This is a genomic window from Rhizobium sp. J15 (assembly GCF_002531825.1).
Classification (GTDB): Bacteria; Pseudomonadota; Alphaproteobacteria; order Rhizobiales; family Rhizobiaceae; genus Rhizobium.
Genome location: NZ_NWSX01000011.1, coordinates 14621 through 39298 on the forward strand (window position 1 = coordinate 14621; position 24678 = coordinate 39298).

Here is a 24678-nt window from a genome sequence, read left to right on the forward strand (position 1 = left end):
TCTCGTCGGGGCCGCCCTCCTCTCCCGGAAAGGCGCCTCATGTTCCAGAACCGTGCAGAAGCCCTGGCGCTTGCGCTGCCGGCCGCCGTTTTCGCGACCCTGGTCTTCCTGCTGCCTGTCGCAATCCTGCTGTCGGAAGGCTTCCGCACCGGCGGCGCCTGGACGCTGTCGGCCTATGCCGGCTTCTTTTCCGAGACGCTGAACCGCACCGTTTTTCTGCGCTCCTTCCGGCTCGGCCTCGAAGTCACCGCCGTCTCGGCCGTCATCGGCTACGCCGCAGCCTTCGCCATCGTCAACCTGCCTCCGAAGGGCAAAGGGCGCATGATCGGCCTCGTCACCCTGCCGCTGATGATCTCGCCGGTGGCGCGCACCTATGCCTGGATCGTCATTCTCGGTCGCACCGGCATCGTCAACCAGGCGATCACGGGCCTGGGTTTCAGTGCCGAACCGCTGCGTCTGCTCTTCACCGAAACCGCCGTCTTCATCGGTCTCTTGCAGCTCTTCCTGCCGCTGATGATCCTGTCGCTGATCAGCGCCCTTGAAAACATGCCGAGGGATGCGATTCCCGCCGCCCGCGTGCTCGGCGCCAACTGGTTTCAGGTATTTTGGAAGGTCGTCCTGCCGCTGACCCGCGAAGGGCTCGTCATCGGCGGCACGCTCGTTTTCACCGGCTCGCTCACCGCCTACATCACCCCCGCCATTCTCGGCGGCTCCAAGGTGCTGATGCTCGAAACGCTGATGTACCAGCAGGTCTCCGTCGCCAATGATTTCGTCTCGGCGAGCGTCATCGCCTTCATCCTGATCGTCATGAGCTTTGCCGCCAATATCCTGCTGAAACGCCTGGCGACGGCGAGGAGCCGCCGATGACCGCCCGTCTGTTTTCGCCCATCGTGCTCTTCCTCTTGCTGGTCTTCCTGATTGGCCCGTTCCTGATCATCATCGCCGCTTCGCTCTCGGCAGGCGATACGCTGGCCTTCCCGCCGCAGGGCCTGTCGCTGCGCTGGGTGATGAAGGTCTTCACCATCGAAAGTTTCCGCGACAGTTTCGCCATGTCGATGTTCCTTGCCGTCTTCGGAACGCTCGCAGCCCTCGTCCTTGGCATCCCCGCCGCCTACGCCCTGTCGCGTTACCGGCTGCCTGGGGCCGAAACCGTGCGCACCATCGTCTCGCTGCCGATCATCGTTCCCGGCATTATCGTCGGCCTGGCATTGCTGCGTTATCTCGTCGTGCCCTTCGGCTTCAACATCACGCTCGCGCTCTTCTTCGCCCACGCGGCCCTCGTGCTGCCCTATGCCGTGCGCGTCGTCTCAGCGAGCCTCGACAATCTGCGGGCCGATATCGAGGAAGCGGCCGTCCTGCTCGGCTCCTCCAGGCTCGGCGCTTTCTTCCGCGTGGTAATGCCGAATATCCGCGGCGGCATCCTGGCCGCCTTCATCCTCGGCTTTGTCACCAGCTTCAACCAGGTGCCGGTCTCGCTCTTCCTTTCCGGCCCCGGCGTGCGGACGCTGCCGATCGACATGCTGGGTTATATGGAAACCACTTACGACCCCTCCATCGCGGCGCTCTCCGCCCTTCTCGCTTTCCTCTCGATCGGCATCGTCTTCCTCGCCGAACGCTTCCTGGGATTTTCGCGTTATGTCTGATGCCTATCTTCAACTCGACAAGCTGACGCTGAGCTACGGCGATACGGTCGCGGTGAGGGATCTCGATCTTGCGATCGGCAAAGGCGAGCTCGTCGCCCTTCTCGGGCCGTCCGGCTGCGGCAAGACGACAACGATGCGCGCCATTGCCGGTCTGCTGACGCCCGCCTCCGGCCGTATCCGCCTCGACGGCGCCGATATCACCCGCGTTTCCGCCAACAAGCGTGCCGTCGGTCTCGTCTTCCAATCCTACGCTTTGTTCCCGCATCTGACGGTCTACGAGAACGTCGCCTTCGGCTTGCGCCTCAAGGGCATCTCGGGCGCGGATCTCGATGCCCGCGTCGGCGCCGGCCTGAAATCCGTCGGCCTCACCGCTTTCGCCGGCCGCAAGCCCGCCGAGCTCTCCGGCGGCCAGCAGCAACGCGTCGCGCTCGCCCGCTCGATGGTGATGGAGCCGAAGGTGCTGCTGCTCGACGAGCCGCTCTCCAATCTCGATGCCCGTCTTCGCCTGGAAATGCGCGCCGAACTGCAGCGCGTGCAGAAGGAGACCGGCGTCACCATGATCTTCGTCACCCATGACCAGGTGGAGGCCCTGGCGCTCGCCGACCGCATCGTCGTGATGCTGAACGGCGGCATCGAACAGATCGGCACGCCGGAAGAGATCTACAACAATCCGGTCTCCGCCTTCGTCGCCGATTTCGTCGGCTTCGAGAACGTCTTTGCACTTAAAGACGGGAAGCTTGCGACGCCGAACGGCCCGGTCGCACTTTCCGCTCCGCCGCCGCAAGCCGCGGCGGGCCTTGCCTGGCGTCCGCGCACGGTGGTCCTCGGCTCAGGCTCCTTCCAGGGAACGGTGCGCGGCACTTCTTTTGCCGGCAACAGCCGCGAATATCTCCTCGATACGCCGCTTGGGGCGATCAAGGCCGAGATCGACGCAGGCCTGCCGCCGCACGAGATCGGTAGCACCCTCGCCTTCGACCTGCCGATTGCCGGCGCGGCCAACCTCAAGCGCTTCGGGTGACATCATGGGTGTGTGGATCGACACGGATATGGGCTTCGACGATATCGCCGCCATTCTGGTGGTGGCGCAGTCGGAATATGTGATCGACGGCGTCTCCCTGGTTTTCGGCAATGCGCCGCTGCCGCAGGTGAGGCTGAACGCCGCCGGCGCCGCCAGCGCTTTCGGCTGGAGATTTCCCATTCATACGGGCCGCGCCATGCCCGTTCTCGGCAAGCTCGAAACCGCCCAGGCGATCCTCGGCGAAAGCGGCATTCCAACCATCGGCAAGAACCTGCCGAAGGCGGCCACCCTTGTTGAAAGCGATGCCTTCATCGCGCTCTGCCGCTGGCTCGAAGGCAACGGGCCACACCGCATCCTGGCCCTCGGACCCCTCACCAATATTGCCGCCGTAGCGCTGGCCCGCCCCGATCTTGCCGCCCGCGTCAGGGAACTCGTCTGGATGGGCGGCGGCGTCACATCGGGCAATCACACCGCCTCCGCCGAGTTCAATGCGCTTGCCGATCCCGAATCGCTTGCGATCGTCATCGCCCATGGCCTGCCGCTGCGGATGGTCGATCTCGACCTCTGCCGCAAGGTGCTGGCAAGACCCGAGGATGTTGAGCCGGTGCGCAATGCCGGCGGCGCCAATGCCGAACTGATCGCCGATATGTTCGCCGGTTATGTCAATATCGGCACCAGCCGCGGCCGCCCTGGAATGGCGATCTACGATCCCTCGGCCGCCGTCGCCTTCATCGATCCAGCCGTCGTCAGCTTCCGCCCCGCGCGCATCGACGTCGAACTTCAGGGCGCCCTCACCCGAGGCCGCACCGTCGTCGAGACCCGCGCCACGCATGCGGCCTTCAATGCGGAGTTCGCTGCCGACATCGATGCCGATAGGGCGCGCGCCATCGTTGTCACCGCCCTGGTCAACGAGGCCCGCAAATGAACACCAATCCTCACCAGGAACCTTCCGATCTCAACGATCCAGCCCTGCGAGCCCGCGCCGTCGCAGCCGCTCGCGGAGATGCTCCCTTCGATATGCTCATCACCGGCGGACGGCTGCTCGATGCGGTGACGGGCCTGATCCGAGAGGCCGATATCGGCCTCGTCGGCGCGCTGATCGCCAGCGTCCATGCGCCGGCAAGCCGCACGGATGCCGTCGAGATCATCGATGCGGCAGGCAGCATCGTGACGCCGGGGCTGATCGACACACACATGCATGTCGAAAGCTCGATGGTGACGCCCGCAGAATATGCGAGCGCCGTGCTGCCGCGCGGCGTCACCACGGTCGTCTGGGATCCGCATGAATTCGGCAATGTCCATGGCCTCGACGGCGTACGCTGGGCGATCGAGGCCGCGCGCGCCCTGCCGCTGCGCATGATCCTGCTTGCTCCCTCCTGCGTGCCGTCCGCACCGGGCCTGGAACTTGCCGGCGCCGATTTCGATGCCGCCGTCATCGCCGAGATGCTGCGCTCTTCGTCCGTCGGCGGCGTTGCCGAAGTCATGAACATGCGCGGCGTCATCGACGGCGATCCCCGCATGAGCGCCATCGTCAATGCCGGCCTTGCCTCCGGCAAGCTCGTCTGCGGCCATGCCCGCGGCCTTGAGGGCGCCGATCTCAATGCCTTCATGACGGCCGGCGTCACCTCCGACCACGAACTCACCTCCGGCGCCGATTTCGCCGCCAAGCTCGCCGCCGGCCTGACGATCGAGCTGCGCGGCTCGCACGACCATCTGCTTCAGGAATTCGTCGAGGTGCTAAACGGTCTTGGTCACCTGCCGCCCACCGTCACGCTCTGCACCGACGATGTTTTTCCCGATGAACTCCACGAAAGCGGCGGCCTCGATGATGTCGCCCGCCGGCTGGTGCGCTACGGCATGAAGCCGGAATGGGCGATCCGCGCCGCGACCTTCAACGCCGCACAGCGGCTGAAGCGTTCCGATCTCGGCCTTGTCGCCGCCGGTCGCCGCGCCGATCTCGCACTCTTCGAAGACCTCAAGGAATTCCGGGCGCGGCTGGTCATCTCAGGCGGCCGCATCGTCGCCCGCAACGGCGGCATGGAAGCGGCCGTTCAGCCGCTCGATACCGCGCCCCTCGCCCATTCCGTGAAGCTGCCGACGCTGACCGAGAATGATTTCCGCGTCCCTGCGGAGGGTGAGCGCGTCCGCGTCGCCACCATCGACCGCCCGCGTTTCACCCGATGGGGTGAGGCCGAAACGGAAGTCCGGGGCGGCTTCGTCGTGCCGCCGGCCGGCAGCGCCATGATCGCCGTCGCCCACCGCCACGGCAAGGCCGATGGTACCCCACGCATCGGCTTCCTCACCGGCTGGGGCGAATGGCGCGGCGCCTTCTGCACGACCGTCTCGCACGACAGCCACAACCTCACCGTCTTCGGCGGCAATGCCCGCGACATGGCGCTCGCCGCCAACGCCGTCATATCGGCCGGCGGCGGCATGGCGGTCGCCAAAGACGGCCGGATCGAAGCGATCCTGCCGCTGCCGCTCTCCGGCCTGGTAACCGACGCCTCACTGCAAGACACCGCCTCAGCCTTCGCCGAGATCCGCAAGGCCATGGACGGCATCGTCGACTGGAAACCGCCCTACCGCGTCTTCAAGGCCTGCTTCGGCGCAACGCTCGCCTGCAATGCCGGCCCGCACCAGACGGACAGGGGGATTGCCGATGTGGTGACGGGAAAGGTGCTGGAAAGCCCGGTGCTGGAGGTTTTTTAGGGCTTGGTGAAATTGCGATGTTCGTGCAGGCGAGAAGAGACGTGCTGCGAGGTCTCGAATCCCCTTCTCCCCAGCGGGGAGAAGGTGCCCGTAGGGCGGATGAGGGGGCCGCAAACGCCAGCTAACCCTTCAACTCCCGCTCCACCAACGCCGCCCAATAGGCCGCCCCATATCCGAGCGCCTCATCATTGAAATCGTAAGCCGTGTTGTGGTGCAGCGCCCCATCCATCGCCGGCCCATTGCCGAGCCAGACATAACAGCCCGGCGCATTCCGCGCGAAGAAGGCGAAGTCGTCGCCTGCCGTCGATGGCGGAAAACTCGTCCGCACCTTCTCCCCGAAGACCGTGCCGGCGGCGGCAAGCGCCCGGGCGGTCGCGTCCGCGTCATTGACGACCGGCGGAATGCGCCGCTGGAAATGATAGTCGGCAGAAATGCCGTACATCGCGGCCGTTCCGCTCGCCAGCCTGCCGATCTCGGCCTCCAGCTGGTCGCGCACCTCGGGCGAATAGGCCCGCGCCGTCCCGCCGATCTCGACCGTATCGGGTATGACGTTCAGCGCCTTCGCATCGCCGGCCTGCAGGAAGCAGGCGCTGACGACGGCCGGCTGCAGCGGATCGACCACGCGGCCGACGATCGTTTGCAAAGATGACAGGAAGGTGCCGGCTGCCGTGATCGGATCACGGCCAAGATGCGGCTTGGCGCCGTGGGTGCCGACCCCGCGAAAGGTGATGCGCCAGCTGTCGGAAGAGGCGAGCTGTGGGCCCGCGACCACGGCGATCTCGTCGACCGCAAGCCCCGGCATATTGTGCAGGCCATAAACCGCGTCGCAGGGGAAAAGCCGGAAGAGCCCCTCCTCCGCCATGCGCTTTGCCCCGCCGCGCCCCTCTTCCGCCGGCTGGAAGATGAAATGCACCGTACCGGAAAAATTCCGCGTCGCTGCCAGATGCCGCGCCGCGCCGAGCAGCATTGCCGTATGCCCGTCATGGCCGCAGGCATGCATCTTGCCCGGCACTGTCGATTTATAGGGCCGCTCCGCCATTTCAGGCATGGCGAGCGCATCCATATCGGCTCTGAGCCCGATCCTGCGTGTGCCATTGCCGATCTGCAGCGTGCCGACCACGCCGGTGCCGGCAAGCCCGCGATGCACCGTTATACCAACCTCCTCGAGAAGGCTCGCGACGATGCCGGCGGTGCGCTCCTCCTCGAAACCGAGTTCGGGATGGGCGTGCAGATCGCGGCGCAAGGCGGTGAGGAACGGCAGATCGTCCTTGATCCGGGCGGGAATGCTCATCGGGCAATGCTCCTGGGGCCTGGATATCCCTTCATGCGAAACGGGCGCCCAACCGGCGCCCGCGTCAGATCATTTCTTGTTCATCAAACAGGCTGCGACTTCAAGCCCTCAGGCCTCTTCGACGAACACCTCTTCGCGCTTCTTCCTGACGCTCGGCAGGAAGACGACGATGAGCACGGCCAGCGCGATCGCCAGAAGCGTGGCGCTGATCGGCCGCGTGACGAAGGTGGTCGGGTCGCCGCGCGACAGGATCATGGCGCGTCTCAGGTTCTCCTCCAGCAACGGCCCGAGCACGAAGCCGAGCAGCAGCGGCGCCGGCTCGCAGCGCAGTTTCGCCAGCACGTAGCCGATGAGCCCGAAGAAGGCGACGGCATAGAGGTCGTAGACGTTCGAATTGACGCTGTAGACCCCGATCGAGCAGAAGGCCATGATGATGGGGAAGAGCACATAGTAAGGCACCGTCAGCAGCTTCACCCAGAGCCCGATCAGCGGCAGGTTGAGGATGACGAGCATCAGATTGCCGATCCACATCGAGGCGATGATGCCCCAGAACAGCGCCGGCTGCTCGGTCGCCACATTCGGCCCCGGCACGATGCCCTGGATGATCATCGCGCCGATCATCAGCGCCATGACGGGATTGGCGGGAATGCCGAGCGTCAGCAGCGGAATGAACGAGGTCTGCGCGCCGGCATTGTTGGCCGATTCCGGACCTGCCACGCCGGCGACCGCGCCCTTGCCGAATTCCTGCGGCGTCTTCGACAAGCGTTTTTCCACGGTATAGGAGGCGAAGGACGCCAGGATTGCCCCGCCGCCCGGCAGGATGCCGAGCGCCGAGCCGATCGCCGTACCGCGAATGACGGGCGCAATCATCTCCTTGAATTCCTGGCGCGAAGGCAGGAGGCCGGACACCTTGGCCATCAGCACCGTGCGGGTCGATTCGCCTTCGAGGTTGCGCAGGATTTCCGCCACCCCGAAGACGCCGACGGCGAGCGCCACGAAGTTCAGCCCGTCGGCATATTCGCGGATGCCGAGCGTAAAGCGCGGCGTGCCGGTATAGATATCGGTGCCGACAAGGCCGAGCAGCAGCCCGAGCGCCACCATCGCCAGCGCCTTGACGACCGAGCCATGCGCCAGCGCGATCGAGGAGACGAGGCCGACGATCATCAGCGAGAAATATTCCGCCGCACCGAATTGCAGCGCGATGTCGGTAAGCGGCGGTGCGAAGATCGCCACGAGGAAGGTCGAGACCGTGCCGGCGAAGAACGAGCCGAGCGCCGCGATCGCCAGCGCCGCCCCGGCCCTGCCCTTGCGCGCCATCTGGTAGCCATCGATTGCGGTGACGGCGGAAGAGGATTCGCCCGGCATGTTGATGAGGATCGCCGTCGTCGAGCCGCCATACTGGGCGCCGTAATAAATGCCGGCGAGCATGATGAGCGAGGAAACCGGCTCGAGCTGGAAGGTGATCGGCAGAAGCATGGCGATCGTCGCCGTCGCGCCGATGCCGGGCAAGACGCCGATCAGCGTGCCGAGCAGGACGCCGATGAGGCAGAAGAAAAGGTTATGGAGCGTCGCCGCAGTGGCAAAGCCGAGCGCGAGATTGCTGAAGAGATCCACGATAGCCTCCTAGAACCGGACCCAGGGGCCGAAGCGCTCGAACGGCAGCCCGAGCCCGTAGCTGAAGACGGCGACCGAAAAGAGCGTCAGCAGCAGCGAGAGGATGAGCGCAAACACCACATTCATCTTGCGAGACGCAAAACAGGCGATGAAGGCGGTGAAGAACAGCGCCGGCGCAAATCCGAGCCCCCGCACCGTCAGCCCGAAGAAGACGGGAGCCGGCAGGATGAACAGCATGCCGCGCCAGGCGAAAGGATCGACCGGCTCACCCTCCACGCGCAGCGCCTGAATGAAGATGATCGCGCCGAGCAGCACGAGCACGGCCGAAAGCAGCAGCGGGAAATAACCAGGCCCCATGCGCAATGTCGTGCCGAGGTCGAGCCCCAGCGACTGGAAGGCGAAGAAAGCGCCGGTCGCGACGAAAAGCGCGCCGCAGATCGCATTGGTGGTATCGAAACTGATGGATTTCATGGTGTCTCCTGGAGTTGGAGATGGAGCGTCGTTACGGCTGCGATTGCCCCTCATCCGCCAGCGGGGAAAAGGGGATCCGCCGCAGCCTCTCGCCTTTGCCGCCGCTATTCGGGGCAAGTCCCCTCTCCCCGCAGGCGGGGAGAGGGTTAGGGTGAGGGGCTATTCCTGGCACATCCCTCACTAGTCCGCATATTCCCCGGCAGCCTCGATCACCGGCTTCCAGCGGGCGATCTCGCTTTCGAGCTTGGCCTTGAGTGCAGCCGGCGTCGCATCCGCGTCAGAGGAAGGCGCCGTGCCGAGTTCGGCGAAGCGGGCGCCGACATTCGGATCCTTCAGCGCAACCTGCAGCGACTTCGACAGGCGTTCGTTGATCTCGGCCGGCGTACCCTTCGGCGTATAGATGCCGTGCCAGATACCGACTTCGAAGCCCGGCAGGCCGGCTTCGACCGCTGTCGGAATATCCTTCATCACGTCGAGACGCTTGGGCGAGGTCACGGCATAGGCCTTGATCGTGCCGCCTGTGATCTGCTTCGTCGTGTTGGTGGTCTGGTCGCACATGATATCGACCTGGCCGCCGAGCAGATCCGTCATCGCGGGGCCGGTGCCCTTGTAGGGAACGGTGGTGAGCGGGGTCTGGATGGCGCTCATGAACATCATGCCGCAAAGATGCGAGGCGGCACCGATGCCGGCATTGGCGACCGTCACCTTGTCCTTGTTGGCCTTGACGTATTCGATCAGGCCCTTGAGGTCGGTCGGCTCGAAGTCCTTGCGCGCGACGATCGTCATCGGCACCTCGGTGACGAGGCCGACATAGTCGAAGGCGCCGAGCGTATCGTAGGCGAGCTTGCGGTAGAGCGTGGCGCTGGTCGCCATGCCGATATGATGCAGCAGGATGGTGTAGCCGTCGGGATCGGCGTTCGCCACACGGCCGGCGCCGAGCGTGCCGCCGGCACCGCCGACATTTTCAACGACGATCTGCTGGCCGAGATCCTTCGACATCGATTCGGCGACAAGACGCGCGACGGTGTCGGTCGGGCCGCCGGCGGCAAAGGGCACGACCATGGTGATGGTGCGTTCGGGATAGGTCTGCGCCGAAGCGACGCCGGCGAGAAGAGAGACCGCGGCAGCCGCGGTCAGGCCGAGCATGGCCTTCAGGATTTTCATCGTTTCCTCCCTGATGAAATAGCGAGCCCGCCGGCACATCCTCCGCGCCGGGGTTGACCTATTTGCCGCCGGGAAAACCCAACCCGCAATCATCGCCATCATTTTCGAAGGACGATTCTGCGGCAGTGCGATGCAGCATGGGTCGATTCGGAAACAAACGACGAATGCGATGGGTGGAAATCCACCCATCGCAACACCGCCGGCCGCGACAGCTAGCCTTCGGTGATCAACATCCGCTTGTCGAGGCCGTATTTCTGCATCTTTTCGTAGAGGGTCTTTCGCGAGATGCCGAGCGATTCATAGACCGGCCTGAGGCTGCCGCCATGCGCGACCAGCGCGCTGGCGATGATCCCGCGCTCGAATTCGGCGACGCGCTCCGCAAGCCCGGTCGCCTCCTCGGCCTGCCGCCCGCCATTGTCGAGGCCGAGCACCAGACGATCGGCGGCATTCCTGAGTTCGCGCACATTGCCGGGCCAGTCGCGCTGGGTGATGTCGGAGATCACCTCAGGCGGCACGGCCACCTCGTCGCGGCCGTAGCGGGCCGCCGCTTCCCGCACCAGCTGCAGGAAAAGCAGCGGAATATCCGCCCGCCGCTGCGATAGCGACGGCACGTGCAGCGTCGCCACGTTCAACCGGTAGAAAAGATCGGCGCGGAAGCGGCCCGCCGCCACTTCCGCCTCCAGATTCACCTTGCTCGTCGCGATGAAGCGCACGTCGAGCGGCACGATCTCGTTCGAGCCGAGGCGGGAGATCACCCGCTCCTGCAGCACCCGCAGAAACTTCGCCTGAAGGTCGAAGGGCATGGAGCCAATCTCGTCGAGCAGGATGGTGCCGCCGCGTCCATGCTCGAATTTTCCGTAGCGCGGCCTGACCGCGCCCGGAAAGGCGCCGGGCTCGTGGCCGAAAAGCTCGCTCTCGATCAGGTTCGCCGGCAGCGCCGCGCAGTTGATCGCGATGAACGGCCGGCTCGCCCGGGCGCTGATATCGTGAAGCGCGCGGGCGACGACCTCCTTGCCCGCTCCGGTCTCGCCGACGATGAGCGTATCGGCATCGCTCGCGCCGATCGCGCGGATGCGGTAGCGCAGATCCACCATCACCTGCGTACGACCCGGCAGCCGCGCCTCGATATCGTCGCGTTTGCCGGCGACCGCCTTCAGCAGCCGGTTTTCGAGCACGAGGCCGCGCCGCTCCATCGCCCGGCGTATGACGCCTGCAAGCATTTCAGGCGTGAACGGCTTCTCGATGAAATCATAAGCGCCTTCGCGCATCGCCTTGACCGCAAGCTGCACGTCGCCGTGGCCGGTCACGAGGATGACGGGCACCTCCTGATCGATCTCGCGGATCTTCTGCATCAGCGTCATGCCGTCCATGCCGGGCATGCGGATATCGCTGACGACGACGCCGGGAAAGCTGTAGCCGATCAGTTCCAGCACATGATCGCCGTTCGAAAAGGTCTCGACGCTGAAGCCGGAGAGTTCCAGCGCCTGCGCCGTCGAGCGGCGCAGCTCCTCCTCGTCGTCGACCAGCAGGATCTTCGCATCGTTCATTCCGCCGCCTCCGGCATCAGCCCTGCCGCCGATTGCAGCTCGATGCGAAACACCGCGCCGCCTTCGGGATGGTTGACGGCAGTCAGGCTGCCGCCGAAATCCTTGACGATGTTGTAGGAGATCGAAAGCCCGAGGCCGAGCCCCTTGCCGACGCCCTTGGTCGTGAAGAAGGGATCGAAGATGCGCTCGGCGATCGCCGCCGGCACGCCCGGGCCGTGGTCGCGCACCGTCAGCACCACCTTGCCGGCCTGCTCCAGCGCAGAAATCTCGATGCGCCTGTCGTCCAGCCCCTCCACCGCATCGGCGGCATTCGAAATCACATTCACGAGCACCTGCTGCAGGCGCACCGAGCCGGCGCGCACGACCGGCGGCCGCGGCCCGAGATCCAGCCGAAGCTCGGCGTCGGCCGCCTTCAGCCGCCAGGCGATAATTTCGAGCGTGTCGCGCATTGCCTCGTCGAGAGGAACCGGGCCGAGCTTCTCGTTCGGCTTGCGGGCGAAATTGCGCAGGTGCCGGCTGATCGAGGCCATGCGGTCGATCAGCCCGCCGATCCGCCGGATATTGTCCCGCGCCTCTTCCGTCCGGCCGCGGTCGATCAGCACGGAGGCGCTGTCCGTATAGGTCTTGGCGGCGGCGAGCGGCTGGTTGAACTCGTGGGAAAGGGCGGCCGACATCTGCCCGAGTCCGGCAAGCTTGCCGGCCTGGATGAGATCAGCCTGCGTCTGGCGAAGCTGCTGCTCGGTCAGCCGCCGTTCGGCGATCTCCTCTTCGATGCGGCTGTTGACCCGGGCAAGATCGGCGGTGCGCTCTTCCACCCGCCGCTCCAGTTCGCCCTGCGCTTCGGCCTGCATCTGCATGCGCTCGGCCAGCCGCGCCCGCCGCTGGCGAACGACCGCAACGGCAAGCGCGGCGATGCAGAGGATGAGAAAAACGGCGACAAGGGCGGTGCGCGCCTGGGCGCGGATGGAACTCGTCTCCATCAGCACGTTCACCGTCCAGTCCTCGGCCGGCATGTAATGCGACAGTACCAGATATTCGCTCGCGCTCCGGTCGCTTGCGAGCGTCATCAGATCGTGCTGCTCGAAGCGATGACGCGTCACCGGCAGCGCCGTCAGCCTGGCATTGGCATAGCGCCGAGACGCTTCCGTGCGGGCGATGCGATCGGCCGTCAAGGGCAGGATCGCGCCGTAAAGCCATTCCGGGCTGCCGGACATGAAGATGATGCCCTCGGGATCGGAGACGAAGATCTTGTATTCCCCGCCGCTCCAGGAGGATTCGATCATGTCGATATCGACCTTGAAGACGATAACGCCGCGGACATCCGCGCCGACCCTTATCGGCGCCGAGAAATAATAGCCGCGTTTCAGCGACGTGGTGCCGAGGGCGTAAAACCGGGCCTGCCGGCCCTCGATCGCCTCCTGGAAATAGGGTCGGTAATTGAAATTCTGCCCGACGAAACTGGCCGGTCCGTCATAGTTGCTGGCCGCGATCGTCTCGCCGTCCGGCTTCACCACATAGATGTCGGAGGATTTCAAGAGCCCGTTGATCTCCTTGAGATAGAGATTGGCCGCATCGCGCAGCGCCATGTCGTCGGGCGCGCTGACCAGTTCCTTGATATCGTCATGATCGGCGATCAGCGCCGGCAGCGCCTCATAGCGGTTGAGGTGGCCGCTCAGCGCCGAAACGGCAAGCCGCAGCGCCGTTCCCGCCTGCGCCGAAGCCTCTTCCATATAGGCGCGCGTCGCAATCGCGCTTCCATAGGTGAAGAAGGCGAAAATGACGATCGGCACCGTGAGCAGCGCCGCTATTGCACGAAATCTCGAAGACAGATCCGGCTCCTCCCTTCCTGCCTCCGCTCCCCAGCAAGGCATGCCCGACTGGGGATCAGTCTAATGAGGCTGAAGGGTATTTCCAAGGGCCTGGCGAAACTTGACAGCCGGCGGAGCCGGTGTCCTATTGCGGCGCTGCAAGGAGATCCGCGCATGAGCGACGACCCTACGCCTGCCGACAGCAAGCTCACCAGTTCCAAGCGCCGCTGGGCGGCGGAGGGCAAGTTCCTCACCGGCCGCATCAGCCGTCCCGAAGCCGAGCGCCTGCCGCCCGGCCAGCACCTCGTCAAGAACTGGCCGGTGCTCGATCTCGGTCAGCAGCCGGTCATCTCCACAGACAGCTGGCGGCTTGAGGTGCGCGGCCTCGTCGAAACGACCCTCACCCTCACCTGGGTCGATTTCCAGGCGATCGAGCAGAGCACCAGGGTCAGCGACATCCACTGCGTCACCACATGGTCGCGCTACGACAACAACTGGAAAGGCGTTTCGACGCGCGATCTGCTCGACCGCGCCATGCCGAGACCGGAAGCGGCCTACGTCATGCTGACGAGCTATGACGGCTATACCACCAATCTGCCGCTTTCCGATTTCGCCGCCGAGGACGCCATTCTCGCCACATCATGGGAAGGCCTGCCGCTGACGGCGGATCACGGCGGACCGATGCGCCTCGTCGTGCCGCATCTCTATTTCTGGAAAAGCGCCAAATGGCTGCGCCGCATCGAGATCCTGGCTGCCGACGAGGCCGGCTTCTGGGAAAAGAACGGCTACCACATGTATGGCGATCCGTGGCGCGAGCAGCGCTATTCCGACGACTGAGCCTTCGTCCGCAAGACGCGTCTAAGCGCAAGGACGGCAAGACCGAACAGGGCAGCAACTCCCGTCAACGATGCCATGCTGGCAGGATGAAGCGGCACTTTGCTCCAATTTGGCTTGACGATGTCGGCAGTATTGAAGGCCTCACCGCTGAACCGGCAGGTGACGAGCGCAAGCCCGCGGCGCACCATATCGGCATCGACGGCCGAGATGATTTCGCCTGCGGCATGGGCCTCCCGCGGCATGTCCCGCATCGCCATCAGCACGGCTTTCGTCGCCGCGAGATAGGCATGGGCGCATTCGTTGAAGGGGCTTTCCTCATCCGTCACGCTGCCCGGCATCCTGCCCCAGAGGCAATAGGAATATTGGATCTCGGCATAGTTCAGGATGCGGCGGAACCGCTCATTGGTATCGACCGCCTGCGATGCGAGCGCGATGATCCCACGGCGATAGTCGGAAATCACCGCCATCTCGCCATGGGAAATCTCCTGGATATCGAGGCCGGCATGGCTGCCCCCTGCGCTGCGGCCATGGGCAAGGCAATCTCCGGCAATGAAGAGCAGCAAGCCCGCGCCGAGAACCAGCCCTCGAGTCGAGCCCGAGGGCGGGAATGCGGCAAGCCTACCGATACGCCCAATCACCGAAATGCCGGCCGCAGCCCGCCCTTGGCGGCAAGGCGCTGTTCCGCCAGCACCCCGAAGGCAAGACCGAGTGTCGCCCAAAGGATCGCGTGCATGCCGAGCGAGGTCGTGCGGAAACGCCACAGCACCATTGCCGAGAAATTCTCCGGCACCTCGTTGATCGGCGGCAGCAGATAGAGCACGAGGCCGATGAAAACGAGATAGGCGATGCCGGTGACGATCGCGCCGTTCCAGAGGCCGAAACGCTCGGCAAGGCGGCGTGAAAGCGCGACCGCCGCGATCAGCGAGGCGAGCGAGACGACGATCATCAGGAAGAACAGTTCGGTCCTGACGCCGATCGTATCGGGATTGCCGACCGCCGGCGGGTTGGCCGGATATTTGATGCCGGGCACCAGGACGACCGCCACGAAGGCGGCGATGGCGATGACGGCCGAGGTACCACGCGCCGAAAGGCTGCTGAAGCGGCCGTGCACGAAGGCGAAAGCGAGCGAGAAAAGCCCGCCGACGGCGATGCTGTAGGCCATGACGCCGGTGAAAAGGCCGATCCCGGCCTGCGTGGCGCGGCTGACGATTTCGGGCTCGGCAGCTTCGCCGGCCGCCTGCGCGCTCGCCTCCTCGAAGGCGATCGCCGCATCAACCAGCGGCTCGCCGAAGACATGGGCGAAAGCGAAAACGAGAATGCCAGCAATCAGGCCCGCGAGCATGCCGCGAAGCAGAAGATTTCCAACCATGTCAGTATCCCCCTAAGCATGTCGCGCAAAACTGTGCAGCGGTTTTGCGAGAACGACATGCGTAAAACAAAGACCTAAAGCGCGAGAAGCGAATCTGAAAGATCGCGATGCGCTTTAGTGGCAGGGAAAGCCGAGGAGGTGACGGCCGTCATGCACGAATTCGTGCACGTACATGCCGTTGAACAGCGCCATTGCGCCTTCCTCGGTGCCGACGAAATAAATGGCGATGATCATCAGCAGGCCGCCGAAGATCGCCCAGGGCAGGATTTCCCCTACGGGGATCGGCGCCGGCGCTGCGACGGGCGCGAAAGTGGTGTCAGACATGTATTCCTCCGGAATGACGCGTTCAGTCGAAAGAGTGCTTGTGCGGCAGGGTCTGACTTCCGGCGTGAAGAGTTTCGACACGCTGGTTACAGTGGCGCGACCGCGCCGGATTTTCACCGGCTTCCAAACCCGCAACGCCACGGTTATATCTGCTCGCCGGAGAGACTGTCAACGAAACTTCACGGAGCCGGCAAGGCTCTCCCCACCGCATTCCGGGAGATGAGAACGATCGTGAATACGCGCTTCACCTGGATCTGCCACGGCGCGACGGCGGCAAGCCGCAAGGCGCTGTTCCCGCTCGACGAACCGCTGGAAGACAGGGCAGCCGAGGAGGCCGGCAGAATGGCCGCCCTGCCCCGCGCCGACCGTATCGTCACGAGCCCCGCTCTGCGGGCCCGCCAGACCGCCGAAGCCCTTCGTCTTCAAGCCGAAACAGACCCGGCGCTGCGCGATTGCGATCACGGCCGCTGGGCAGGCAGGCCGATCACGGCGATCGGGGCCGAGGAGCCTGACGATCTCATGGCTTGGATGAGCGATCCGGAAGCCGCCCCGCACGGCGGCGAGAGCTTTTTCGATCTGCAGAGACGCGTTGCAGGCTGGATGGATGAGCAGTCCCGGCTTGCGGGCCATGTGATCGCCATCAGCCACGCAGCCGTCATCAGGGCGGCGATCGCGCATGTGCTGCAGGCGCCGCTTTCCTCCTTGTGGCTGATCGACGTCGAGCCGCTCGCCGTCATTCGCATGTCCAGCAACGGGCAGCGCTGGTCGCTGCGCCTTTAGAGACTTACCGGCCGTAGGATCCGAACACCGCGACCAGAAACAAGCGTCGCATTAGCGATCCCTGATAAGATCCAGCCTTACGCAAGCAAATCGCGTCATCTCTGTTGAACCGGGTTTGACCGGGACTACTTCCTTGTCCCAAGGAGATGGAAGACATGGCATATGACTGGAGTGGCGAACGTACGCGGCGCCTGCGCTTGATGCGCGTCGCGACGTTCACGATAATTATGGTCGGTCTGGTCGTCAGCGTTCCGCTGCTGATCGTCACCGCCTGATAAAGCGAGACAGGGCGAGCGATGCGTCAGCACGCTCGCCCTCGTTCTTTGCAGAAACGCCAGCCCAACCGTTCCATCCCGAGACATCGCACCACGCTGCTGCAACGCAGTCCGATAGCGCTACGGCTGCCCCGACGGCACCGAAAAAGGCTGCTGCCTCCAATAATTCGCCTTCTGGTTTCAACGAACATTTCAGATTTTCGTGATAATTCGGCGCAGGGTGGAGATGGAGAAGGCGATAATGCCGGCGTTTTTCCAAAGCAGGGCCGGAAGGCAATGCGTGTCGGTCGTGGTGCTCGGAGCGACGCTCTGGATCCTCGGCGCGCTGTTGCACCTTGGCGACGGCCTGGTCTCCTTCATGACCGGTTTCAGCAAATACGGCGCCGACAAGCTCGTTCTGGCCCTCGGCATCGCCGGCGCCATGAGCTTCATCTATTCGGTGCTGCGCATCGCCGACCTGCGCAAGGAAATGGAACTGCGCGCCACCGCCCAGGCAAAGGCCGACTGGACCGCCACGCACGACCATCTGACCAAGCTGCCGAACCGCTACGCCTTCGAGCGCAAGATCCTTTCACGGCCGATCGTGGACGATGAAGCCGAGATCGACGAGTGGGCCCGCAACGTCACCATCTTCTCCGTCGATCTCGACGGCTTCAAGAAGGTCAATGATCTCGTCGGCCACAAGGGCGGCGACGTGCTTCTGATCGAGGTCGCCAAGCGTATCTGCGCGCTCGGCAATGCCGATTGCGTCTATCGTTTCGGCGGCGACGAATTCATCATCATCGCCTTCGGCCTGACGGCGCAGCGCGAGGAACGTTTTGCCCGGCTGCTGATCCAGGCGGTTACTCGGCCGATCCATATCGACGGCTTCGGCGTCGAAGTCGGCGCCAGCGTCGGTTACGATCGCTGGGCCGATGGCAGCGAGCCGCTGGAAGATGCCGCCCACCGCGCCGACCTTGCGATGTACGAGGCGAAATCGCGCGGACCCAACCACTATCTCGTCTTCGAAGCCTCGATGCAGGACAAGGTTGCCGAACGCGCCGCCCTGGAAACGAGGCTGCGCGCCGCAATCTCCAAGAAGGCGATCAAACCTTTCTATCAGCCGCTGATCGATCTCAAGACGGGCCAGCTCTGCGGCTTCGAGGCGCTCGCCCGCTGGATCGGCGAGGATGGCGTCAACATTCCGCCGCCCGTTTTCATCGACATTGCCGAGGAAACCGGCATGATCACCGCTCTGTTCGAGGATCTTCTCGCCCAGGCCTGCAGCGACGCGCTCGCATGGCCCGAGCATGTGATGCTCTCCTTCAACGTCTCGCCGGTGCAGATGGAAGACAGGCTGCTGACCTCGCGCATCCTCAAGGTCCTCTCGGCAAGCCGGCTGCCGCCGCAGCGCCTCGAAATAGAGATCACCGAAAACGCGCTGATTCAGGATCCGGCCGTCGCCGCCATCGTCCTCGAGGAGCTGCACGCAGCCGGCATTCAGATCGCGCTCGACGATTTCGGCACGGGCTATTCGAGCCTTGCCCAGCTCGCCCGCTACCGCTTCGACAAGATCAAGATCGACAAAAGCTTCACCGCCACCTGCCGCGAAGACGAGCGGCAGGAAAAGATCGTCCGCGCCATGCTCGGCCTCGGCAGGAGCCTCAACATCAAGACGACGGCGGAAGGTGTCGAGGACCACGGCCAGCTCGCCTTCCTGCTGCAGCTCGGCTGCGATATCGGCCAGGGCTATCTGTTCGGCAAGGCGATGCCCGCCGCCGAGGCGAGCGCCTTCATCAGCGATCGCAGCGCCAATCTGGCCTCCACGGCCTGACGACTTGTCTTTAAAAGACCTGCAGCGCCCGGCGCAAAAATGCGCAGCGGACGAATAAATGTCTTTCCGTATGAAGTCCCGGCACTAAGTTCGCTCATCAGTATGCTCGCGCGGAGCCCGTGATACATGTCCTCGGCCGACCTCCTGCTGACCTTCAACGCCGGGTCCTCCACCGTCAAGATCGGCATCTTCGCGATGGAGAGCGCCGAAGCCCAGTGCATCGGCAAGGGCATCGTCGATCTTCGCGCCGAGCCGCTCTCCTTCAGTCTGACCAAGGGAGAGCAGACGTTCGACACCCCGCTGAACGCGGAAGCGACGGACAATCTTCATGACGTCATCGACGAGACCTTCGCCCTTCTCGCCGATCACTTCGACATTGCCGCCGTGCGCGCCGCCGGGCACCGCGTCGTCCATGGCGGCGACCGCTTCACCGGGCCGGCGGCCCTCGACGAAGCCGCCATCGACGCCATGGAAGCCCTGACCCCGCTCGCACCTCTGCACCAGCCGCAGGCGCTGCGCTTCATCCGCGCGCTCCGGCATTTAAAGCCGCATCTTGCGCAGACGGCCTCCTTCGACACAGCCTTCCATGCCACGCAGGACGATCTCGTTCGCCGCTTCGCCATCCCCCGCGCGCTGCATGAGGAGGGGATCAAACGGTACGGCTTCCATGGCCTTTCCTATAAATTCATCGCCGGCGAACTCCGCCCCAGGGCGCCGCATGCGGCAAAGGCGGTGGTCGCCCATCTCGGCAGCGGCGCCAGCCTCTGCGCGCTCGACCGAGGCATCAGCCGCGATTGCAGCATGGGCTTTTCGACGCTCGACGGCATCCCGATGGCGACGCGCCCAGGCTGGCTCGATCCCGGTGTGATCCTACATCTGGCCGGCGAGAAGAAGCAGTCCTTCCGCGAGATCGAGGATCTTCTCTATCACCGCTCCGGCCTGCTCGGCGTTTCCGGCATCAGCGCCGATACCCGCGACCTTTTGAAGGACGGACGCCCGGAGGCGCGGGAAGCGATCGACCTCTTCACCCTGCGCATTGCCGGCGAAATCGGCCGCATGGCGGCGACGCTCGGCGGCCTTGATGCCATCGTCTTCACGGCCGGCGTCGGCGAGCATCAGCCGGAGATCCGCGCCGGCGTGGCGAAACGGCTCTCATGGCTCGGCCTGGCACTCGACGAAAAGGCCAATGCCGCCAACGGCTTTGCCATCAGCACGAGGGGAAGCCGCATCGCCGTTCATGTCATCGCCACCAATGAGGAGCAGGTCATCGCCGACGAGGCGCTCTCCATTCTCCGCGGCGACTGATCCAGATCAACGGCAACTCGGCGCCGGCCGTTAGAATTGATGTTGAACAGGTTTCGAACGGGAGAAATCCATGGAAAAGCATGTATCGACCGCCGCTCCGACAGACGCCGAACTCACCCTGATCGACCGCTACTGGCGCGCCGCCAACTATCTCTCGGTCGGCCAGATCTACCTGCTTGCCAATCCGCTGCTGCGCGAGCCGCTGAAACCGGAGCACATCAAGCCGCGCCTGCTCGGCCACTGGGGCACGACGCCCGGCCTCAACTTCATCTATGCGCACCTCAACCGCCTCATCCGCGCCCGCGATCTCGATGTCATCTATATGTGCGGCCCCGGCCACGGCGGCCCGGGCATGGTCGCCAACACCTATCTCGAAGGCAGCTACAGCGAAATCTATCCCGATATTTCCGAGAATGCCGAAGGCATGCGCAAGCTCTTCCGGCAATTCTCCTCCCCCGGCGGCATTCCGAGCCATGCGGCGCCGGAAACGCCCGGATCGATCCACGAGGGCGGTGAGCTCGGCTATGCGCTCGTTCATGCCTACGGAGCGGCCTTCGACAATCCCGACCTGATCGTCACCTGCGTCGTCGGCGACGGCGAGGCCGAAACCGGACCGCTGGCCGCCAGCTGGCATTCCAACAAGTTCCTCAATCCCGCCCGCGACGGCGCGGTTCTGCCGATCCTGCATTTGAACGGCTACAAGATCGCCAACCCGACCATTCTCGCTCGCACCGGTGACGACAACCTCCGGCGCCTCTTCGAGGGCTACGGCTACGAACCCTTCTTCGTCGAGGGCCATGAGCCGCAAGACATGCATCGGCAGATGGCCGCGACCCTTGACCGGATCTTTGACCGCATCAGCGAAATCCAGAGGCAGGCCCGCAACGGCGAGGCTGCGGACGGCTGCCCGCGCTGGCCGATGATCGTACTGCGCAGCCCCAAGGGCTGGACCGGCCCGAAGGAGGTGGACGGCAAGAAGGTGGAAGGCTTCTGGCGCGCCCATCAGGTGCCGGTTTCCAACTGCCGCGGGGACGATGGCCACCGCAAGATCCTCGAGGACTGGATGCGCAGCTACAATCCGGAAGATCTTTTCGGTTCCGACGGTCGATTAAAGCCTGAGCTGCGCGCCCTCGCCCCTCTCGGCAAACGCCGCATGGGCGCCAATCCGCATGCCAATGGCGGCTTGCTGCGCAAGGAATTGGTCGTTCCCGATATCAGGGACTATGCGGTCGACACCGGCAGGCGCGGCAGCGTCATGGCGCAATCGACGCAGATCCTCGGCCATTACCTGCGCGACACGATGAAGCTCAATGACGAGGCGGCGAACTTCCGCATCTTCGGCCCCGACGAGACGGAATCGAACCGCCTCGGCAGCGTCTTCGAAGTCACCGACCGCGTCTGGATGGAAGATATCGAACCTTACGATATCAATCTCTCCCGCGACGGACGCGTCATGGAAGTGCTCTCCGAACATCTCTGCCAGGGCTGGCTGGAGGGCTACCTGCTGACCGGCCGGCACGGCATCTTTTCCTGCTACGAAGCCTTCATCCACATCATCGATTCCATGTTCAACCAGCACGCCAAATGGCTGAAGGTGACGCGCGAGCTCGAATGGCGAAAGCCGATCTCATCGCTGAACTATCTGCTGACCTCGCATGTCTGGCGCCAGGACCATAACGGCTTCAGCCATCAGGACCCCGGCTTCGTCGATCTCGTCGCCAACAAGAAGGCCGATATCGTCCGCATCTACCTGCCGCCGGATGCCAATACCCTGCTCTGGGTCGGCGATCATTGCCTGCGCACCTACGACCGCGTCAACGTCATCGTCGCCGGCAAGCAGCCGGAGCCGCAATGGCTATCGATGGACGAGGCGGTAAAACATTGCGAAGCCGGAATCGGCATCTGGCACTGGGCGAGCAACGAGGAAGACACGATCTCGCCAGATCTTGTCATGGCCTGCGCCGGCGACGTGCCGACCATGGAGACGCTCGCCGCCGTCGATCTCTTACGCAAGGCTATTCCGGAGCTGAAAATCCGCACCGTCAACGTCGTCGACCTACTGGCGCTGCAATCCAGCGACCAGCATCCGCATGGCCTTTCCGACGAGGCTTTCGACGCGATCTTCACATCGGACAAGCCTGTCATCTTCGCCTATCACGGCTATCCCTATCTCATCCACCGCCTGACCTATAAGCGCACCAACCACGAAAACATCCACGTCCGCGGCTTCATCGAGGAAGGCACGACCACGACGCCCTTCGACATGACCGTCCTCAACCAGCTCGACCGCTTCCATCTCGCCATCGAAGCCATCGAGCGCGTCCCGGGCCTGAAGGAAAAGGCGGATGAAGCCCTCGCCGCCCTCCGCGGCAAGCTTGCCGAGCATCACGACTATGTCAGGGAACATGGCGAGGACATGCCGGAGGTGAGTGAATGGAAGTGGCCGGCGGCGTGATGGATGGGAGACTTGCTACACACCCTCGAGCCGGCTCTTCTCCTTCATGCGCCAGACCCGCGGTGTTTCTCCCGTATATTTGAGGAAGAAGCGCGAGAAATAGGCGGGATCGGTGAAGCCGAGCCGAAAGCCGATCTCCTGAACGCTGCCGAGCGTAAAAACCAGCTGGCGCTTCGCCTCCTCGACAAGCTTGCCGGCGATCAGCTCATGCGGCGTGCTGCCGGTCATCGACCGGACGATGCGGGTGAGATGCGTCGGCGAAAGCCCGAGCTCCCTGGCATAGAAGGATGCGGGTTTGTGGGATCGAAAATGCTGCTGAATGAGTTCGCCCAGCATCTCCATCCGTCGCTCGTTTTCGTTTGACGAGAGCTCCCGCGCATTCCCCTCATGGGAAATCCGCGCCGTCAGCCGCAGCGCCAGGGCGACGTAGGCTGCCAAGACCTCGTTGCGGCCACTGCGGCGGTTTTCGAATTCGTCGCCCAGCCGCCGCAGCGTCTGCATCACATGGGCAGCCTCGGCGTGATCACGATCGAGCGGCGTCAGATGCGGCGTCGCCAGCCATTCGCCGAGATGGCTCCGCTCGCCGGGCGGATGGCTGAGATGGGACCGCAATATGGTGATGACGAGACCGTCGATATCGCGTGAGAAACGAAAGCCGTGATTGAGCCCGGGCGGAACCGTAATGACCGCCGGCGGCCGGATGGCATGGCTCTTCTCGCCGAAGATTGCATCGCCCGAACCGGCTTCGATGTACAATATCTGAAAGAAGCTCTCGTGACGGTGGAGGCGGATTTCCCATTGATGCAGGCTGCTGCGGGAGCGAATTGTTTCGCAATGCAACCAGAATTCCGGCGATCGCCCGATGTTTTCGCCGTAGAGCTCGTAGGTCGGTATGTGTCTGCTCATCGGCTCTCTCCCGCGCCAATGTTCGATTAGTGCAATTTTTAGGCTGGAATGTCCATTGTGGCGATCCGGCCGGCGCGGCAGAATCTGACAAAACGCAAAAATGTCAGGGAGGAAGCATTTGCGAACCCAGGTCGCCATCATCGGTTCGGGACCATCCGGCTTGCTTCTCGGCCAGCTTCTGACCGAAGCCGGCATCGACAATGTCGTCCTCGACCGGGTGAACAAGGATTACATCCTCGGCCGGGTCCGGGCCGGTGTTCTCGAAGAAGGCACTGTCGGGCTGCTCGATGAAGCCAAGGCTGGAGCGAGGCTGCATGCCGAAGGCCTGCCGCATGACGGCTTCTCGCTCGCCTTCGACGGACGCGACCATCGCATCGATCTGCATGAACTGACCGGTGGCCGGCGCGTCACCGTCTACGGGCAGACCGAGGTGACGCGCGATCTGATGGAGCGGCGCGAAGCAAGCGGCGCCCTGTCGATCTACGATGCCGTCGATGTGACGCCGCATGATTTCGACGGCCGCTCTCCCTTCGTCACCTATATGAAAGACGGCGCTGCCAGGCGCATCGACTGCGACTTCATCGCCGGCTGCGACGGATTTCATGGCGTGAGCCGCAAGGCCGTTCCCGAAGGGGCGATCAGGCATTTCGAGAAGATCTATCCCTTCGGCTGGCTGGGTCTGCTTGCCGACGTGGCACCGGTCAGCCATGAACTGATCTACGCCAACCATCCAAGGGGCTTTGCGCTCTGTTCGATGCGCTCGACCACGCGCAGCCGCTATTACATCCAATGCGCGCTCGACGAGAAGGTCGAGGCCTGGAGCGACGACCGCTTCTGGGACGAGCTGAGGCGGCGCCTGCCGGCGCATCACGCGCAAGCATTGAAAACTGCGCCGTCCTTCGAGAAATCGATCGCTCCATTGCGCTCGTTCGTCGCCGAGCCCATGCGTTTCGGCCGGCTTTTCCTCGTCGGCGACGCCGCCCATATCGTGCCGCCGACCGGCGCCAAGGGGCTGAACCTTGCAGCGAGCGACGTCCATTACCTCTTCTCCGGGCTCGTCGAACACTATCGCGAACGCTCGAATGGCGGCATCGACGCCTATTCGCAGAGGGCGCTCGCCCGTGTCTGGAAAGCCGTGCGGTTTTCCTGGTGGATGACGACGATGATGCATCGTTTTCCTGATACCGGCGATTTCGACCAGAAGATCCAGGAGGCCGAACTCGATTATCTCACCCATTCGCGTGCGGCCTCCACGGCGCTCGCGGAGAACTATGTGGGATTGCCATTGTGACCCGGAGATCCGAGGCAGGTGCGACCAGTCGACGGCCGAGCCAGCCATGAATGTTCCG

The 24678-nt window shown here is 64.0% G+C and carries 21 protein-coding genes and 1 riboswitch; of the genes, 11 read left to right on the forward strand and 10 right to left on the reverse strand.

What is annotated here, in order from left to right; translation table 11 throughout:
* Positions 1-39 precede the first annotated feature (39 nt).
* From CO670_RS12165 to CO670_RS12185, 5 genes are read left to right on the forward strand one after another with little or no spacing between them, the layout of a single operon-like run.
* On the forward strand, positions 40-867 hold the full coding sequence (locus tag CO670_RS12165) for an ABC transporter permease (RefSeq protein ID WP_097590476.1): 828 nt from the start codon (positions 40-42) through the stop codon (positions 865-867).
* A complete protein-coding gene (locus tag CO670_RS12170; RefSeq protein ID WP_097590477.1) occupies positions 864-1643 on the forward strand; it encodes an ABC transporter permease in 780 nt (259 codons plus the stop codon). The genes CO670_RS12165 and CO670_RS12170 overlap by 4 nt, the downstream gene beginning before the upstream one ends.
* Positions 1636-2661: an ABC transporter ATP-binding protein gene (locus tag CO670_RS12175; RefSeq protein WP_097590478.1), complete on the forward strand. Its 1026-nt coding sequence runs from the start codon at positions 1636-1638 to the stop codon at positions 2659-2661. Before CO670_RS12170 ends, CO670_RS12175 begins: the two co-directional genes overlap by 8 nt.
* Positions 2662-2665: 4 nt before the next feature.
* Entirely contained in the window at positions 2666-3586 is a 921-nt protein-coding gene (locus CO670_RS12180) for a nucleoside hydrolase (protein ID WP_097590479.1), read from the forward strand.
* The gene (locus CO670_RS12185) at positions 3583-5370 is read left to right on the forward strand and encodes an adenine deaminase (protein ID WP_097590480.1); all 1788 of its coding nucleotides are present in this window, start codon (positions 3583-3585) and stop codon (positions 5368-5370) included. The genes CO670_RS12180 and CO670_RS12185 overlap by 4 nt, the downstream gene beginning before the upstream one ends.
* A gap of 121 nt (positions 5371-5491) precedes the next feature.
* Here CO670_RS12185 and CO670_RS12190 read toward each other — a convergent pair whose 3' ends face one another.
* From CO670_RS12190 to CO670_RS12215, 6 genes are all read right to left on the reverse strand, one after another.
* Positions 5492-6661, reverse strand: a complete 1170-nt coding sequence (locus CO670_RS12190) for a M20 aminoacylase family protein (protein WP_097590481.1) — start codon at positions 6659-6661, stop codon at positions 5492-5494.
* A 108-nt stretch (positions 6662-6769) separates the two neighbouring features.
* The gene (locus CO670_RS12195) at positions 6770-8275 is read right to left on the reverse strand and encodes a tripartite tricarboxylate transporter permease (protein ID WP_097590482.1); all 1506 of its coding nucleotides are present in this window, start codon (positions 8273-8275) and stop codon (positions 6770-6772) included.
* Positions 8276-8284: 9 nt separating this feature from the next.
* Entirely contained in the window at positions 8285-8746 is a 462-nt protein-coding gene (locus tag CO670_RS12200) for a tripartite tricarboxylate transporter TctB family protein (RefSeq protein ID WP_097590483.1), read from the reverse strand.
* A 180-nt stretch (positions 8747-8926) separates the two neighbouring features.
* Positions 8927-9910: a tripartite tricarboxylate transporter substrate-binding protein gene (locus tag CO670_RS12205; protein ID WP_097590484.1), complete on the reverse strand. Its 984-nt coding sequence runs from the start codon at positions 9908-9910 to the stop codon at positions 8927-8929.
* A gap of 212 nt (positions 9911-10122) precedes the next feature.
* Entirely contained in the window at positions 10123-11457 is a 1335-nt protein-coding gene (locus CO670_RS12210; protein WP_097590485.1) for a sigma-54 dependent transcriptional regulator, read from the reverse strand.
* Entirely contained in the window at positions 11454-13328 is a 1875-nt protein-coding gene (locus tag CO670_RS12215; protein WP_280951337.1) for a sensor histidine kinase, read from the reverse strand. Before CO670_RS12215 ends, CO670_RS12210 begins: the two co-directional genes overlap by 4 nt.
* Positions 13329-13439: 111 nt before the next feature.
* Between CO670_RS12215 and CO670_RS12220 the strand changes: the two genes are divergently transcribed.
* Positions 13440-14102, forward strand: coding sequence for a sulfite oxidase-like oxidoreductase (locus CO670_RS12220; protein WP_097590486.1), 663 nt, complete (start codon positions 13440-13442; stop codon positions 14100-14102).
* Here the strand turns inward: CO670_RS12220 and CO670_RS12225 are convergent.
* From CO670_RS12225 to CO670_RS12235, 3 genes are all read right to left on the reverse strand, one after another.
* Complete coding sequence (locus CO670_RS12225) at positions 14087-14665, reverse strand: hypothetical protein (RefSeq protein ID WP_245425813.1); 579 nt, start codon at positions 14663-14665, stop codon at positions 14087-14089. The genes CO670_RS12220 and CO670_RS12225 overlap by 16 nt on opposite strands.
* A 71-nt stretch (positions 14666-14736) precedes the next feature.
* Entirely contained in the window at positions 14737-15471 is a 735-nt protein-coding gene (locus CO670_RS12230) for a CbtA family protein (RefSeq protein WP_097590487.1), read from the reverse strand.
* A 114-nt stretch (positions 15472-15585) separates the two neighbouring features.
* A complete protein-coding gene (locus tag CO670_RS12235; RefSeq protein WP_097590488.1) occupies positions 15586-15795 on the reverse strand; it encodes a CbtB domain-containing protein in 210 nt (69 codons plus the stop codon).
* Positions 15796-15845: 50 nt separating this feature from the next.
* Positions 15846-15920, reverse strand: a riboswitch (cobalamin riboswitch).
* Positions 15921-16026: 106 nt separating this feature from the next.
* Here CO670_RS12235 and CO670_RS12240 point away from each other — a divergent pair.
* From CO670_RS12240 to CO670_RS12255, 4 genes are all read left to right on the forward strand, one after another.
* The gene (locus CO670_RS12240; protein ID WP_097590587.1) at positions 16027-16575 is read left to right on the forward strand and encodes a histidine phosphatase family protein; all 549 of its coding nucleotides are present in this window, start codon (positions 16027-16029) and stop codon (positions 16573-16575) included.
* A 516-nt stretch (positions 16576-17091) separates the two neighbouring features.
* The gene (locus tag CO670_RS12245) at positions 17092-18663 is read left to right on the forward strand and encodes a bifunctional diguanylate cyclase/phosphodiesterase (RefSeq protein WP_097590489.1); all 1572 of its coding nucleotides are present in this window, start codon (positions 17092-17094) and stop codon (positions 18661-18663) included.
* A 126-nt stretch (positions 18664-18789) separates the two neighbouring features.
* Positions 18790-19968, forward strand: a complete 1179-nt coding sequence (locus CO670_RS12250; protein WP_097590490.1) for an acetate/propionate family kinase — start codon at positions 18790-18792, stop codon at positions 19966-19968.
* Positions 19969-20038: 70 nt separating this feature from the next.
* Positions 20039-22423 (forward strand): phosphoketolase family protein, encoded by a 2385-nt coding sequence (locus tag CO670_RS12255; protein WP_097590491.1) that lies wholly within the window; start codon positions 20039-20041, stop codon positions 22421-22423.
* A 15-nt stretch (positions 22424-22438) separates the two neighbouring features.
* Here the strand turns inward: CO670_RS12255 and CO670_RS12260 are convergent, their stop codons facing one another.
* Positions 22439-23329, reverse strand: coding sequence for a helix-turn-helix domain-containing protein (locus CO670_RS12260; protein WP_097590492.1), 891 nt, complete (start codon positions 23327-23329; stop codon positions 22439-22441).
* 118 nt (positions 23330-23447) lie between these two features.
* Between CO670_RS12260 and pobA the strand changes: the two genes are divergently transcribed.
* A complete protein-coding gene (pobA, locus tag CO670_RS12265; protein WP_097590493.1) occupies positions 23448-24620 on the forward strand; it encodes a 4-hydroxybenzoate 3-monooxygenase in 1173 nt (390 codons plus the stop codon).
* Positions 24621-24678: the final 58 nt, after the last annotated feature.